The following is a 13,905-nucleotide window of genomic DNA, read 5'->3' as shown; positions in this document are numbered from 1 at the left end:
TCAAAATCCGCCCCTAGGCTGCGGGACATGACGTTATTGGAACAGCTGGGGGATATCGCCACGCGCGGCGTAGACCTGATCGAAGAGGCCTACGCCGCCGCTGACCTGCCCCTTCCTGCGGATCAAGCGCGCGAGCTACGCCGCACCGCCGAGGCTTTCCTCGCGCCCACCAGCCACGCGCGCTATCAACGCCGCGCCCTAGCCGCCGCACGCCGCAACCAGCACAGCCTAACCACGCTCGCGCTCATCGCGCGTCGTTCCCAGCGGGTAAAAAATCCCACCGAGCGCTGGCGCTTCCGCGAAACCCTCTGCTCCACCGCCGGAAACACCGCCGATATTTCCCGCGTCGCCACGCGCTTGCTGCGCGATATCGCCCCGCCGCCCGAACGTGAAGACGGCGGGCGCCGCATCCTGCACGGCGAGAAAACCACGCTGAGTTTTACCGGCCCTGCTGCCCAAATGGCCGATATTTGGGCCACCGCGAAGGACGATCCCCTAGCCTGGCTCACCGGTTCCCGCGCCGTCGCACCGGCCAGGGTGTCTACCAATGTCATCATCGAGCTGCCGGATTATCTGAAGATTTTGCGCGGCGAGGGCTCGGAGGTCCGCCTCGCCATGACCAATGGTGCCACCATCACCGGCGCGGACCTCATCCGCCGCACACTCGCCAGCGCCGGGTTTTTCACCCTCATCCACCCCGCGGAAGGCCCCGTTAACCTCTACCGCGCCCGGCACGCCTCCGCCAAACAGCGCCGCATGCTCGAGGCCGAAGGCGCACGGTGCGCCTGGCCAGCTTGCCGGCGCCCCGCCGACGAATGCCAAGCCCACCACATCTTCGAATACGTACGCGGTGGCCACACCCACCCGGCAAATATGTGTCTTTTGTGCCCCTACCACAATGCCATCAATGGTCTTCCGGGGCGCGGGCGAATGGCGCGCATCAACGGGCGCGTCGCCTGGCTGCCGCCGAATCCCCGCCACGCGGACCAGCCAGCCCAGCCAGCTGACCCGCTGAATTCAGGCGGACCACCGCATTCGGCGCCGCAGCCGGAGTCGGATGCACCTCTCCCAGTCTTTACCGGTCGCGCGCCACGCGGGCCGACCGCCGCCGTGCCTTAAAAACCAAGAAACCACATTGCTCGGGCCAATCCCGAACGACACCGCGATCGGTGCCGCAGACTCCTAAACGGTCAAGCGCCCCGAGAGCGCACGAGACAAAGTGAGCTCGTCCACGAATTCCAAATCGCCTCCGAGCGGCATGCCGGAGGCCAATCTGGTGATCTTCAAATCGGGAAAGTCCCGCAATAACCGCACCAGGTATGCCGCGGTGGCCTCACCCTCCGTATTTGGATCGGTTGCGAGGATGACTTCGCGGATGGTGGGGGTGTCGTCATAAACCGGGGATTGTGACGTGGAATCCGCCAACTCTCTATCCGGCAGCACCCCACCCAGCCGCTGAAGGAGCGTGGAAATATTCAAATCCCTCGGCCCAACATTGGCCAGTGGGTCTAATGCACCACCAAGGACGTGGTAGCGACCCTCGTACTCACCCGTACGTTCAATAACCTGGATGTCCTTCGGCTCCTCCACAACGCAGATAGTCGAGGCGTCGCGCTGCGAATTAATGCAAATCCGACACACATCCTCGCGGGAAATATTGCAACAAATGCGGCAAAAAGTAACGCCGTCGCGCACCCCGCCTAAGGCATTTTGCAGGCGCTCAATATCCTCCGGTTCCATGTGCAACACATGGAACGCTATACGCTGCGCCGACTTAGGGCCGATGCCCGGCAGGCGCGAAAACTCGTCAATAAGGTCCTGTAAAGGTCCTTCAAACACCACAACTCCCAAAATTACGTCAAGGCCGCGGCCCCATCATCGAGGCAACGGCCTTTTTAGAATATCGCGCAGTTAGAAATTGCCGCCGAACACGTCATCCATCGACGGTCCACCCTGGCCGCCCATACCCTGGGACAAGGGACCAATCTTTTCTTGTGCCAACTTGCCTGCAGCGGCATGGGCATCCTTAAACGCGCCCATCACCAAGTCCTGCAGCGTATCAATGTCCTCAGGGTCAACCACAGACTTATCAATCTGCAGGTCTACCAGCTCGGCGCCACCGGTCATGGTCACCTTAACCAGGCCATTGCCCGCGCTGCCCTCAACCTTGGCAGCCAGGATTTCTTCCTGCGCCTTTTGCAGCTCCGCCTGCACCCGCGCGGCCTGCGCAATGAGGTCATTCATGTCATTGGGTTGTGGGGTGGAATCTTGTTCAGCCATATCTTTCATCCTCTCTCGATAAATCCGCTGTAGATTTGCTACCGCCCGAGTCTACAGTGCCACAATCCTATACACGGCGTGCGCCTAGTTCCTTTTCTACGAGCTCTATCGCTATCTCAGTGGCGCTGCGGTGGTCCATTTCGCCTGCGGACTGTGCGGCTTCGACCATGTCGCGTTCTTCGTCATCGCGGGTATAGGCCGGCGGTTCTTCTGGCGGCGGCTCGTTAGCGGGGCTATCTTCCGGTTCAGGCTCGGGCGGCAGCGGCACCCCATTGCTAAATTGCGGCGTGCGCGTAAATTCTTCATCACGTTGCTTCGCCGCCTCGGTTGCCTTGACGATGCGGGATCGCCAGCCGGGCTTACTCTCCGCCTCCTTATCGTCGCTCGGCTCGCGTGCGGGCGCGTTGGGATTCCATTCCGGTTTACTTTGCGGAGCCCGTGGCGCATCGAACCCGGCGGTCTGGGGATCCGTGCCCACCACGCAATTGACATCAATATCCCGTTGGAATTCCTCACGAAGCACGTCCACGATGACGGAATTATTTGCCGAAGCATTGATGCGCTCGGCCAGCGCACCGGTGGTATGCCCCAGCGTCAGTGTATTATCGCGGAACCCAAGCACGCGGGCTTCGGCAAGCATGATTTCTGCGACCTTATTACGCTTGCCGACACTCCCCCTTAGCTCCACCCATTTCCTTTTCACTATATCCACGAAGTCAGCATCATTGCCGCTTGCTGATCCCCCCGCTTCCCGGTGTGCCTGTTGTTGTGGCGTTTGTTCTGCCGGGGATTGATCCGGCCCTTCCTGCTGTTGCGGCGTCGCCGGCACCGGTTTCTCCAGCGGTTCCACCTGTCCGTTGCCGCGGGTTGGCGCATTCTGTGGGACTTGTCTCTCCTGTCCCCATGAATCCGCGCCATCGTCGGTTTCTACTTCGCCGCCTCGCCCGGTAGCCGACGCGGCCTGCGTAGATGGCTCGCCAGATTGCGATTGCACGGACTGCTGCCCAGCCCACCCAGCTTGTTCCTGCTGCTCCGACTGCGTGCGCACCGCGCTCGGCTTCGTAACCTGCTCAGTCGGTGTGTCCGGTGCCGACTGTGCGTCGGCGACCGACACCGCCGGGTTGTACTGAGCCTGGGACTTTGCACGGCGTCGCGCAATGATGGCGGCCGCTGCCGACTGCGGGTCTTGAGCTCCCGAAAAAGCCGGGGTATTTCCCGCAGAGGACACCGACTGGCCTGGTTGTCCTGCTTGGCCTACCTGCGCTGTCTGTGACGACTGAGCTGATTGCGCCGACTGCGCCACTTGGCCAGCATGGTTGGGCTGGCTCGCCGGTACGGATTGCGGAGCACCGCTGGGTTGGGCAGGCTGCGGCAATTGTCCTGGCTGGGCTGCGGATAAAGTGCCGAGGGCTGCACCCGGTGCCGCACCGGGAGCGGTACCAATGAGCAGGTGCGCGCACATGATCTCAAGCAACAGGCGCGGTGAGGTAGCCCCGGTCAGATTGCTGATGCGGTCATTGACGGTGGAGGCAAGATAAGTCAACTGCGGGCCGGAAAACCTCTGTGCTTGGGCGGTAAGCACCTCGGCGCGGTCAGTGGGCGCGGAAACCAGGCCGGCATCGATGGCTCCCGGCACGGCCTGCAGGATCATGAGATCCCGCAAACGGTCGAGTAGATCCACCGCGAACCGCCGGGGGTCGTGGCCGGCCTCGATGACGTTATCGATTTGTGCGAAAAGGCCGGCTTTGTCGTTTGCGGCAAGGGTGGCGATGGTGTCATCGAGAAGTGTGACGTCCGTAACCCCGAGCAGAGGGCGCGCGAGATTATAGGTCAGGCCATCGGGACCCGCGCCGGCCAATAGCTGGTCCAGCAGCGACAGGGTATCACGCGGAGAACCGCCGCCAGCCTCGATGACCATGGGATAGACGGCCTCTTCAACCTGCACCCCCTCGGCAGCCACGGTCTTGTGCAGCAAACCCTTCATCGCAGGCGGAGTAAGCAGGCGGAAAGGATAGTGGTGCGTACGGGAGCGAATGGTGCCGATGATCTTTTCCGGCTCCGTCGTCGCAAAGATAAAAATGACGTGCTCCGGCGGCTCTTCCACCACCTTGAGCAGCGCATTGGCGCCGGAGGGGGAAATCATGTGTGCCTCGTCGATGATGAAAATGCGATAGCGCGATTCCGCTGGCGCGTAGTAAGCGCGGTCGCGCAGCTCGCGCATGTCCTCCACGCCATTGTGAGAGGCGGCGTCGAGCTCCGTCACGTCTAGATTACCCGGGCCACCCGGCGCGAGTGACACACACGAATCGCACGTGCCGCATGGCGTCGACGTGGGTCCGTGCTCGCAGTTGAGCGACCGCGCCATAATCCGCGCCGAAGACGTCTTACCGCAGCCGCGCGGGCCGGAAAAGAGGTAAGCGTGGTTAATGCGCCCCGCGTCGAGGGCGGCAGCTAGCGGCGTGGTGACCTGCTCTTGCCCCACGACCTCGGCAAACGTTGCTGGACGGTATTTCCGGTATAAAGCCACGGTTAGCCAGTTTACCGGCTAACCCTCGCGCGACCAGTCCAGCAGGTCAATATCCTGCTCGGCCACGACGTCCTGCAGCTTGCCTACTCCCTCTTCCACCCCAAACGCATATTCCGCATCCGTCAACATGACCAGCTGCAGTACGAGCGTCAGACGGTTGTCCTCGCGGTATTGCGGCGTCTGCCCTCCCCACAGGTACGGGGCGATGAGCAGCCCGTGGTGCACAGTCGGCTTGCCGGGGAGATCGAGGAGCGATGGCAGCAAGATACCGGGTTGCGCAGGCAAGAAGCCGCCAGCCTTTTCCAGCTTCGCGGCCGCAGCTCCCACGGCAGCGGCGACTTCAGGATGGCCCACGCGCGCTACCGTAACCAGTTCGCAGCGTACATCCAGGCCAGCGGCATCACTACGCAGCCCGGTGTCGACGCCGTTGAAGGTGGTGGTAAGGGCAAGGGATAGGGCATCGCCAAGCGTGGCGAAACCCAGCCTGCGCCCGTCGACGTAGCGAAACTCCAAAGGAGCCGGGATAACGCCGCTGAGCCACACGGCGGATTCGTCGGCGTTGATTTTAGCCCTCCGCTTTTTCGATGGCTGCCAGCAGCACGCAGGTGGCAACGCCGTCGATGGCCTCCTCGATCTCCTCCTGCGGTGGCAGCGTGACCGCAAGGCGGATATTGCGGTCATTCTCATCACGACCGTGCGGGTAAGCCGCGCCAGCCTTGGTAAGCACGATGCCGGCCTCCTTGGCTAGCTCCCACACGCGAGTGGCAGTGCCGTCAACGACGTCCATGGAGATGAAGTAGCCGCCCTCCGGGTTGGTCCATTCCGCGACGCCGTATTCGCTCAGGCGTTGATCGAGGATGCGGCGCGCGGCAGCAAACTTAGGTGCCAACAGTTCGGCGTGGCGGCGCATCAGCTCGCGCACACCGTCCGCGGAACCAAAGAACTCAGCGTGGGCGAACTGATTAATCTTATTCGGACCAATGCCGCGGATACCCGCATGCGCCAGGTACCAGTCGAGATTCTCGGCAGAAGAGCCAAAAAAGCTCACGCCGGAGCCCGCGAAGGTGACCTTGGAGCTCGAGGACATGGCCCAGAAGCGGTTGGGGTGTCCGCTCTGCTTGGCGATGTCTAGCACCGGCAAGATTTCCGGAAAGTCCTCCGTTAGCGTGTGCACGGCATAGGCGTTATCCCACACAATGCGAAAATCGGGCGCCGCGGTGTTCATTTCTGCCAGGCGGCGGGTCTTTTCCTCCGAAATGATCGCGCCGGAGGGGTTGGAGAACATGGGGATGAGCCACATACCTTTGACCTGCGGGTCTTTAACGAGCTCCGCGATAGCCTCGACGTCTGGTCCGTCATCTTCCAACGGCACCGTCACCAATTCGAAGCCGAAGAGCTCCGTGATGGCGAAGTGGCGGTCATAGCCGGGGACGGGGCAGATCCACTTGACGTTTTCTTCCTCATTCCACGGACGTGGCGAATCATTGTTGCCGAAGGTATGGGACCAAGAAATCAGGTCGAACATGATGTTAAGCGAGGAGCTATCGCCTGCCAGCAGGAGCTCTGGGTCAATATTGATAAGCTCGCCCCACAACTCGCGCAGCTTCTTCACGCCCTTTAGGTTGCCGTAGTTGCGCAGGTCAGCACCGCCAGCATCGGTGTAGTGTCCCTCTCCCGGTAGCGCCAATAGCGCATTGGAGAGGTCAAGCTGTGCCTGCGATGGCTTGCCCCGGGTCAGATCCAGCTGCAAGCCCTTTGCTTTTAGGTCCGCATATTCTTCACGAACTTGCGCAGCAAGGTCTGCCAGGGCGGGCGATTCCAGAGTGAGAAGCGACATTAGTATGTCTACCTTCCGTATTGTGGTGCGACGTTTAGCCACCAATACTAACGCACCCTGCATAAAAAAGGGACCCCGCGCACCCGTCAGAGCCTCCTGACCCTTGCTGCATTCCTGCCCTGGGGGAGTTCAGAGGATGGACGCCACGCGGAATCCTGCTACCACTCTAACGCCCGCAGTCCACATTAGCCAAATACTTCGCTTCCAGACGTCTGCCGGAGTGGGACAGAAGGCTGCGGGAGGAGGCGAGCGGCATCGGCAGGCCGCAGCAGTGCGGCGAGTGCGCCACCCTAGCCCGCCACAACTAATATGCGCCCCGAAAATGAATCTGACCAGGCGATTGGCATTCTAATTGCCACGGCTGCTAATGTTTCCTCTTGGAGGATTCGACTAGCGGCCTATGTCACACGCCTGGAACGCGTGCGGGGTTCACGCCCCTCGTGGGTTCAAATCCCACATCCTCCGCCACTGGAAATCCCGGCTCTAAAAGAGTCGGGATTTTCGCATTTCTACACTCAAAACCTTTCCCTTAAAGTACCTCACTGGTGCTCTCCCCATGTCTTGGCCCTCGGCGAAAACCCCGATTTCCTTTTGTGGTCGCGCGCACTGCACCTCATTAACTCTGTATTCATCGGCATTCTTTCTTCCATGCCGCGCATGTGGTGGTGCAATGACTGCGCACCAGGCACGGAGTGGCTCTGCTTCACTAAGCGCAAACTGCCACAAGAAGAGGGCGTATGTACGTCGTTGATGGATGAGCTCTCGTGGTCACCGCTCCGTTTCCCTACCGGACCGCGACAACGTTGGACTGAGCCCCCACTGGCACGGCCTATCGGTCATGTTGTGGGCCCTCAATGGCTTGGTGTATATCGTGCCGCTCTTTGCGGCGGGCCGGTGGGAGCACCTCATACCCACGTCCTGGGACATCTTCCCGAAGGCTTGCGATACCTTCAAGGTCTATATCAGCCTCAGCGCGCCCGGCGTAGAACACTTCACGCCGGGCGATGCCCCTCCAGCAGCTCGCTTATTCCGTTATCATTTTCAGCGTCTCACCCTTCATGAAAGCAACCAGGCTAGCTATGCCGCCAGCCATCCGCGTGCGCTTTCCATGGTTCGTCAAGATACTGGACGTGCACCAGGGCGTGCGGTCGCTGCGCTTTATTGGCCTGGTCTTGATGTCCGCATTCATCCTGGTTCACGTGGTGTTAGTTTTCTTCGTGCACCGCCCATTCAGCCCGGCATCCTTTACCCAGGATGCACACAACCTGCGAGGAAATCATAGAGGTAGTCCATCGCGTCAGCGACGCTGGATGGGGGCGCGAGTTAAGCGCGCCAAATATACGGCTCGCGGGTCAATTCTTCCGGCCGGAATTGCGTGAGGAGCTCGGCGGCGCTCTCCGCCGCGTAGCCCAAAGACAAAGCCAGCTGCTTGACGATGTCCCCCGGCTTTCCCATTTCCCGCATCGTCACCGCGCCATCCCGCTTAGCCAGCCGCTTACCGGCGGAATTAAGGACCAGCGGCACGTGCACATAGGTCGGTGGGGCAATCCCCAGTAGCGAGGCCAGATAGGCCTGGCGCGGGGTGGAAGATAAGAGATCGTCGCCGCGCACCACCTGGTCGATGCCCTGGTAGGCATCATCAACCACCACCGTGAAATTATAGGCCCACCCTCCGTCCTGCCCGCCGCGGCGCAGGATGAAATCATCGACATCGCCGGTGTAGTCGCCGTGCAGGACATCGTGGATGGTGAAGGTGGAGACATCGGCGCGCAGGCGCAGCGCCGGCTGCCGGTTATCAGCGGCAAGCTGGGCGCGTTTGGTGGCACGTTGGGCATCGGAAAGCGCGCGGCAGGTGCCCGGGTACTGGCCGGGCAGAGCGTGTGGGGCGCGGGAGGCTTCGTGGATATCCTTGCGCGTGCAATAGCATTCGTAGACCGGCAGCTGTTCCAGCGCCGCGGCATAGGCGGCATCGCGATCCTGCTGGTAGATGACCTCGCCGTCCCATTCCAAGCCCAGAGCCGCGAGATCCGCAAGTTGGCGCTCGGCCGCCGCGCGGGAGGAGCGCTGCTTATCGATGTCCTCCACCCTCACCACGAACCTGCGCCCCGTGGCCCGCGCGTAGAGCCACGCGAGAAGCGCTGTGCGCAGGTTGCCAAAATGCAAGTCGCCGGAAGGGCTCGGGGCGTAACGGCCCGCCCCGGTGGTCGCGGAATTCATAAGCCCAGCATACGGTTTGGCACAATAGTGGGCATGGAAAAATCCCCCTCCTCTCAAGTGCGTTTTATCCCCGTTCATTCCACTCTCTATCCCTGGCTCGTCACGATCTTCGTCGTGACGTTTTTAATTTCTAATATCAACGCCACCAAGGGCGTGCAGCTGGGGCCGCTCGTTACCGATGGCGCCTTCTTCCTCTTCCCGCTGGCCTACATCGTCGGCGACGTTTTATCAGAATGCTACGGTTTCAAGTCCACTCGGCGCGCCATCTACATCGGTTTTGCGATGGCCCTGCTCGCCGTCGTGTGTTTCTATATCGCTATTTGGCTGCCTGCAGCAGATTTCTACGACGGCCAAGAAGCCTTCGCCGCCACACTGGGGTTGGTTCCGCGCATTGTTTTGGCCTCCCTGGCCGGCTACCTCGTGGGCCAGCTGCTCAACGCGTGGACGCTGACCGCGATGAAGAAGCGGACCGGTGAAAAGGGTCTTTTCTCCCGGCTGATCGCCTCCACCGTGGTGGGCGAGTTTGGCGATACCTTGCTGTTTTGCGCCATCGCCGCGCCCGTCATCGGTATCGACACCACGAGCGGTTTCATTAACTACGTGGTCGTGGGATTTGTGTGGAAGACGCTGATTGAGGTCATCCTCTTGCCCATTACCTCCACGGTTATCACGCTGGTCAAAAAGCGGGAGGATTACCGCGCCTTCGATGCCGCGTAATACCGGCCCAGGAACTCATCGCGGTAGTCCTCGTAGTAGTCGCCGTTGATGGCGGCGCGGATATTATCTACTAACCGCACCATGAATTCCACGTTGTGAATGGTGCATAGCGTGCCGGCCAAAAATTCCTTCGCCTTAAGCAGGTGGTGCAGGTAGGCTCGCGAGTAGTTCTCCGTGACGTAGCCGCCCCACTCCTCGTCGATACCCGCAAAGTCGCGCTTGAACCGGGCGTTGGTGAGGTTGAGCCGGCCATCGAGCGTGTAGACGCCACCGCGGCGGGCCAGGCGGGTCGGTGCGACGCAATCGAAAGTATCTGCGCCGGCTTCCACTGCGGTAAAAATGTCATCGGGCTCGGAGATGCCGAGCAGGTGGCGCGGTTTATCATCCGGTAGCTCATCGCAGACCCAGCCCACGATGGTGCCGAGGTTCTGCTTTTCCAACGCGCCGCCGATGCCAAAGCCGCCAAAACCGCGCTGGCCCTTTTCCCGCGCGGCGCGGTCCAAGTCCAACAGCCCACGGGTGGCTTGGCGCCGCAGGTCCTCATATTGCGCGCCCTGCACCACGCCCCACAGCGATTGCTTCGGGCGGTGGTGGCGCTCGCGAGTAAGTCGGTCATGTTCTTCCAAGCACCGTTGCGCCCACCGGTGGGTGCGGGCCACGGATTCTTCCTGGTAGGTGCGTGAATCTATGAGCGTCGTCAGCTCGTCGAAGGCGAACATGATGTCCGCGCCCAGCCCGTGCTGAATCTGCATGGACTTTTCGGGGGTAAACCTATGCTTGGAGCCATCAATAATCGAGCGAAAATCCACGCCCTCATCATCCACTTTGGCCATCCGCTCCCTTTTCGCGGCGCGGATATCCTTTTCAGTAAGATCCACAAGGTCCATGGCGATGACCTTTTTAAAGCCCACCCCCAGAGACATCACCTGGAATCCACCGGAATCGGTGTACGTCGGCCCGTGCCAGTTCTCGAACTTCGCCACGCCACCGGCCTCGTCCACAACGTCGTGGCCCGGCTGCAAGTAGAGGTGGTAGGCGTTAGACAAGATCGCCTGCGCCCCGGTGGCCCGGATCTGTTCCGGCGTCAGCGTCTTTACCGTGGCTTTGGTCGCTACCGGGATAAACGCCGGGGTGGCAATATCGCCGTGAGGGGTATGAATGACGCCACTGCGGCCATGCTTTCCGGGGCCTTCGGGCAGGCGCTTATCGATGTCGAACCTTAAGTCCTTCATTCCTTATCTTCCTCTTCTTCCATGGCCGCATGCTGTGCTTCCCATTCTTCCTCAAGCGCGGTGCCTTCAATATCTACGGTGGGCAGAATCTTATCCAGCCACTTGGGCATCCACCACGTCGCACGGCCCATAAGGAACATGGAGGCGGGGACGAGGGTCATACGGACAAAGAAGGCATCAAAAAGCACGCCTGCCGCCAAAGCAAAGCCGAAGATCTGAATAAACGGCAGTGGCTGGTTGATAAACGCCACGAAGACCGAAATCATGATGATCGCCGCGGCAGTCACCACGCGCGCACCCTGGGTAAAGCCCGTAATGGTGGCCTCATCGACGGCACTATAGGGACCTGAGGTGCCGTTCGGATGCCGCGCGATATGCTCGCGCATGCGGGTGACCAGGAATACCTGATAATCCATGGCCAAGCCAAAGGTCACGCCGATGAGGAAGATTGGCATGAAGGACAGCAGCGGGCCAGGTCCCGGGACCAGGCCCCACAGGCCGTCTTGCCATACCAGCACCGTCAGGCCGAAGGCACCACCCACCGAAAGCAGGAAGCCCAGCCCCGCCACCAGCGGCACCAAGAGGGAGCGGAAGACAACGAGCAGCAGCACGATCGCCAGCCCCACAACAATGCTTAAATACGGTGTCATCGCATCGCGCAGGCGTTCGGTAATATCCAACTGCACGGCGGTCAGGCCCGTCAGTCCAATCTCGGTGCCAGTGGTGCCTTCGATTTCCTGGGTGGCAAAGCGCAGACCGTGCGCGACGTCAATGGTTGCGGCTTCCGTCGGCGAGGTTTCCGGGGTCACCATGATCTGGGCCGCGCGCTGGTCATCACTGAGCGAAACAATTTGCGCGTGCTTTACCCCACCAAGCGTCTTCAATTGATCCGCGGTGTAGAGGAAAGACGCGAGGGCCGCTTTATCCTCGGCGCTGTTCAGCGCAGCGGGGTGTTGCGTGTCCTCTACCTCCGCGGCGGGGGCAATATTTGGCTCCGCTGGTTGTTCTGCCGGTTGTTCACCAAGCAGGTCCGCTGGAGGTTCTGCCGGCTGGTCGGGAGCCTCGTGGGGCACCGGGTTATCTGCCACCTGGTCTGTTGATTCGCCAGGATCCTCGCCAGCCGGTAAGTCTGTGTGTTCGCCTTCCGGCGGTTCTGGAACGACAGCATCTTCTGCGGGTTCCTCCTTTCCTTCCTGCGCTGCCACCAATGGGGCGAGCGCGGCGGAATCGGCATCGATGGTGTGGGCATCGACAACCGCGAGGAATGGCCCGTTGATGCCAGGACCGAAGCCCTCGGCCATCAGGTCAGCGGCCTTGCGTTGGGTGGTATCGGGATTCGAGGTGGTATCGGCAGGCAGCGCTAAATTCATGTGGAGCACGGGGGCAGTCATGGCGCCGAGGGAGAGGACGACGAGGGCCATCGCCAAGCCGGGTAGCTTTTGTACCAGCCGTACCCAGCGATTGCCCATGGTGGGGTTGCTGCGTACCTTACCTTTGCGGGAAAGGTTACCGGCCACGCCAGGGATGCGGCAGGCAAAGGCCTTGTCCCCCAAAAGCCCGAGCATCGCGGGGACGAGCGTGATGGAGACGAGGACGGAGATGGCCACGGTTGCCGCAGCGGAGAGTCCCATCGCGGTAAGGAATTCAATACGCGCAATGAGCAAAGCAAAGAGCGCGGTAAAGACGGTGGTGCCGGCAAAAACCACGGAAGAACCCGCCGTGCCTGCCGCCATACCGGCAGCGTCCGGAGCGGACATGCGGGCCCGCTCGGCGCGGTAGCGGGACAGGATAAACAGCGCATAGTCAATGCCCACCGCCAGGCCAATCATGATGGCCAGCACCGGCGTCATATTGTTGAGCTCGATCCAGTGCGTGGTAATCAGCATGCCGCATGCACCCAGTGCAACCCCGATGACGGCCGAAACCAGCGGCATTCCGGAGGCAACGAGGGAACCGAAGGTGAAAATGAGGACGAGGAAAGCCACGCCAAGACCGATGATTTCGGAGGTGGAGTTGACCCGAATCTCATCCCCGAATCCGGCGCCACCGGCCTCAACGGTAAGCCCCTGCTGCCTGCCGATGTCCATCGCTTCCGTCACGATGTCCTTATCGGCCTGGTCCACGCTATAGGGCGATTCGGCGTCAAAGTTGAAGGTGGTATAGGCAATGGTGTTGTCGTCGTTGACCATCGCGAGGTTATCGGCATCCGCTCGCGCGGACGATTCCGGCAACCCCATCGCCGTGAATTGGGAGATAACCTCCTCCTGCAACCGTGGCGAGACCTCAAGGGGGTTGCCAAAACGCATAGTATCGCCCATCTCTAGGTTGTCCTGGAGATGGGTAATGACTGCATCAATGGCCTTTTCATTGGCGGGATCCGAAAGCTTTTGGCCCTCCGGGGCCTGGAAGACCAGGTTCACCGACGGCGAATTGGCGGGATTGCCGCCTTCCGGGAAGAGCTCCATCGTCTTATACGTGGCATCGATGGACGGAGTGCCTTTGATAGCGAACTCGCTCGTCATCGGTTTCATCAACAAGGCGGTGGCGCCGCCAGCGGCAGCAAGCAGGACCACCCAGATGACGATGACCTTCCATTTATTAAGGAAAGACCAGCGCCCGAGCCGGTAGAGGAGTTTAGCCACGAGACAATATACCTTTGCATTCGCGTAGTCGGACGGATTTAACTTCGCCCTAGTGTAGTTGCCGTACCCCTTATTCCCTATTATTTAGCCGCCGTGCAGGCCGTATTCACAGACGATGTCAAGGCCGCGGGCCAAAAAGAACAGTCGGCTGCGCCGTTGTCGCCGGAAGCCTTCTTTTATGAGATTGCCTAATCAGATGCCAGAGCCCGTCTGGGTCAGCGAGGTGGGGGCATCAGTTGTGGCGCAGGTCTTGCCGGGTTTCCGGCTCCACGGGCTCAGTGAGCGTAAAAGTAGCGTCATGGCCTTCTACTTCCGTCTTGATATCTGAGAATATGTATTAGATGACATGGGAGCCATTAAGGCCACCGGTACCGTCGCGCTCGGCGTCCAGCATGGTGTGGGCCGCATCGACCGGGAAGGTGAAGTCCGCACCTACCTTCTGCGCGCCCTCGG

The 13,905-nt window shown here is 60.8% G+C and carries 11 protein-coding genes, 1 tRNA gene and 1 other RNA gene; 4 read left to right on the top strand and 9 right to left on the bottom strand.

All coding sequences use genetic code 11. The features are described 5' to 3' along the window. The first annotated feature begins 27 nt into the window (after window positions 1-27). Entirely contained in the window at window positions 28-1,119 is a 1,092-nt protein-coding gene (locus tag D9V82_RS04640) for an HNH endonuclease signature motif containing protein (RefSeq protein ID WP_121911223.1), read from the top strand. A 63-nt stretch (window positions 1,120-1,182) separates the two neighbouring features. Here D9V82_RS04640 and D9V82_RS04635 read toward each other — a convergent pair whose 3' ends face one another. From D9V82_RS04635 to ffs, 6 genes are all read right to left on the bottom strand, one after another. Beyond that, window positions 1,183-1,839 (bottom strand): recombination mediator RecR, encoded by a 657-nt coding sequence (locus D9V82_RS04635; RefSeq protein ID WP_121911222.1) that lies wholly within the window; start codon window positions 1,837-1,839, stop codon window positions 1,183-1,185. Window positions 1,840-1,911: 72 nt separating this feature from the next. Then, window positions 1,912-2,280 carry a YbaB/EbfC family nucleoid-associated protein gene (locus D9V82_RS04630; protein WP_121911221.1) on the bottom strand — a complete coding sequence of 123 codons (369 nt, stop codon included), beginning with the start codon at window positions 2,278-2,280 and terminating at the stop codon, window positions 1,912-1,914. 67 nt (window positions 2,281-2,347) lie between these two features. Further along, window positions 2,348-4,807, bottom strand: a complete 2,460-nt coding sequence (locus D9V82_RS04625; RefSeq protein WP_121911219.1) for a DNA polymerase III subunit gamma and tau — start codon at window positions 4,805-4,807, stop codon at window positions 2,348-2,350. 18 nt (window positions 4,808-4,825) lie between these two features. After that, window positions 4,826-5,419: a hypothetical protein gene (locus D9V82_RS04620; RefSeq protein WP_244208155.1), complete on the bottom strand. Its 594-nt coding sequence runs from the start codon at window positions 5,417-5,419 to the stop codon at window positions 4,826-4,828. Further along, the gene (locus D9V82_RS04615) at window positions 5,373-6,644 is read right to left on the bottom strand and encodes an aspartate aminotransferase type Ic (RefSeq protein ID WP_121911215.1); all 1,272 of its coding nucleotides are present in this window, start codon (window positions 6,642-6,644) and stop codon (window positions 5,373-5,375) included. The genes D9V82_RS04620 and D9V82_RS04615 overlap by 47 nt, the downstream gene beginning before the upstream one ends. A 63-nt stretch (window positions 6,645-6,707) precedes the next feature. Next, window positions 6,708-6,804, bottom strand: an RNA gene (gene ffs, locus D9V82_RS04610) — signal recognition particle sRNA small type. A gap of 219 nt (window positions 6,805-7,023) precedes the next feature. Here ffs and D9V82_RS04605 point away from each other — a divergent pair. Both D9V82_RS04605 and D9V82_RS04600 read left to right on the top strand, forming a co-directional pair. Beyond that, window positions 7,024-7,112 (top strand) — tRNA-Ser (locus D9V82_RS04605). 286 nt (window positions 7,113-7,398) lie between these two features. After that, window positions 7,399-7,926, top strand: a complete 528-nt coding sequence (locus D9V82_RS04600) for a hypothetical protein (RefSeq protein ID WP_234456600.1) — start codon at window positions 7,399-7,401, stop codon at window positions 7,924-7,926. A 41-nt stretch (window positions 7,927-7,967) separates the two neighbouring features. On the opposite strand, the gene gluQRS is transcribed toward D9V82_RS04600, so the two are convergent. Next, window positions 7,968-8,861 carry a tRNA glutamyl-Q(34) synthetase GluQRS gene (gene gluQRS / locus D9V82_RS04595; protein WP_121911213.1) on the bottom strand — a complete coding sequence of 298 codons (894 nt, stop codon included), beginning with the start codon at window positions 8,859-8,861 and terminating at the stop codon, window positions 7,968-7,970. A 33-nt stretch (window positions 8,862-8,894) separates the two neighbouring features. Here gluQRS and D9V82_RS04590 point away from each other — a divergent pair, with 33 nt between their 5' ends. Continuing rightward, complete coding sequence (locus D9V82_RS04590) at window positions 8,895-9,578, top strand: queuosine precursor transporter (RefSeq protein ID WP_183122428.1); 684 nt, start codon at window positions 8,895-8,897, stop codon at window positions 9,576-9,578. On the opposite strand, the gene tgt is transcribed toward D9V82_RS04590, so the two are convergent. Continuing rightward, window positions 9,554-10,810, bottom strand: a complete 1,257-nt coding sequence (tgt, locus tag D9V82_RS04585) for a tRNA guanosine(34) transglycosylase Tgt (RefSeq protein WP_121911210.1) — start codon at window positions 10,808-10,810, stop codon at window positions 9,554-9,556. The genes D9V82_RS04590 and tgt overlap by 25 nt on opposite strands. Continuing rightward, window positions 10,807-13,452, bottom strand: coding sequence for an MMPL family transporter (locus D9V82_RS04580; protein WP_121911208.1), 2,646 nt, complete (start codon window positions 13,450-13,452; stop codon window positions 10,807-10,809). Before D9V82_RS04580 ends, tgt begins: the two co-directional genes overlap by 4 nt. Between the last annotated feature and the right edge of the window lie 453 nt (window positions 13,453-13,905).

Origin of the sequence: Corynebacterium macginleyi, assembly GCF_003688935.1 — a bacterium.
GTDB lineage: Bacteria > Actinomycetota > Actinomycetes > Mycobacteriales > Mycobacteriaceae > Corynebacterium > Corynebacterium macginleyi.
The sequence above is the reverse complement of the archived record's forward strand: the minus strand, read 5'-3'. Positions and strand labels throughout refer to the sequence as shown.

Excerpts from the sequence above, each read along its gene's own strand:
- gluQRS (WP_121911213.1), bottom strand. The coding sequence starts at position 8,861 with ATGAATTCCGCGACCACCGGGGCGGGCCGTTACGCCCCGAGCCCTTCC.
- D9V82_RS04640 (WP_121911223.1), top strand. The coding sequence starts at position 28 with ATGACGTTATTGGAACAGCTGGGGGATATCGCCACGCGCGGCGTAGAC.
- D9V82_RS04600 (WP_234456600.1), top strand. The coding sequence starts at position 7,399 with ATGAGCTCTCGTGGTCACCGCTCCGTTTCCCTACCGGACCGCGACAAC.
- tgt (WP_121911210.1), bottom strand. The coding sequence starts at position 10,810 with ATGAAGGACTTAAGGTTCGACATCGATAAGCGCCTGCCCGAAGGCCCC.
- D9V82_RS04615 (WP_121911215.1), bottom strand. The coding sequence starts at position 6,644 with ATGTCGCTTCTCACTCTGGAATCGCCCGCCCTGGCAGACCTTGCTGCG.
- D9V82_RS04630 (WP_121911221.1), bottom strand. The coding sequence starts at position 2,280 with ATGGCTGAACAAGATTCCACCCCACAACCCAATGACATGAATGACCTC.
- D9V82_RS04590 (WP_183122428.1), top strand. The coding sequence starts at position 8,895 with ATGGAAAAATCCCCCTCCTCTCAAGTGCGTTTTATCCCCGTTCATTCC.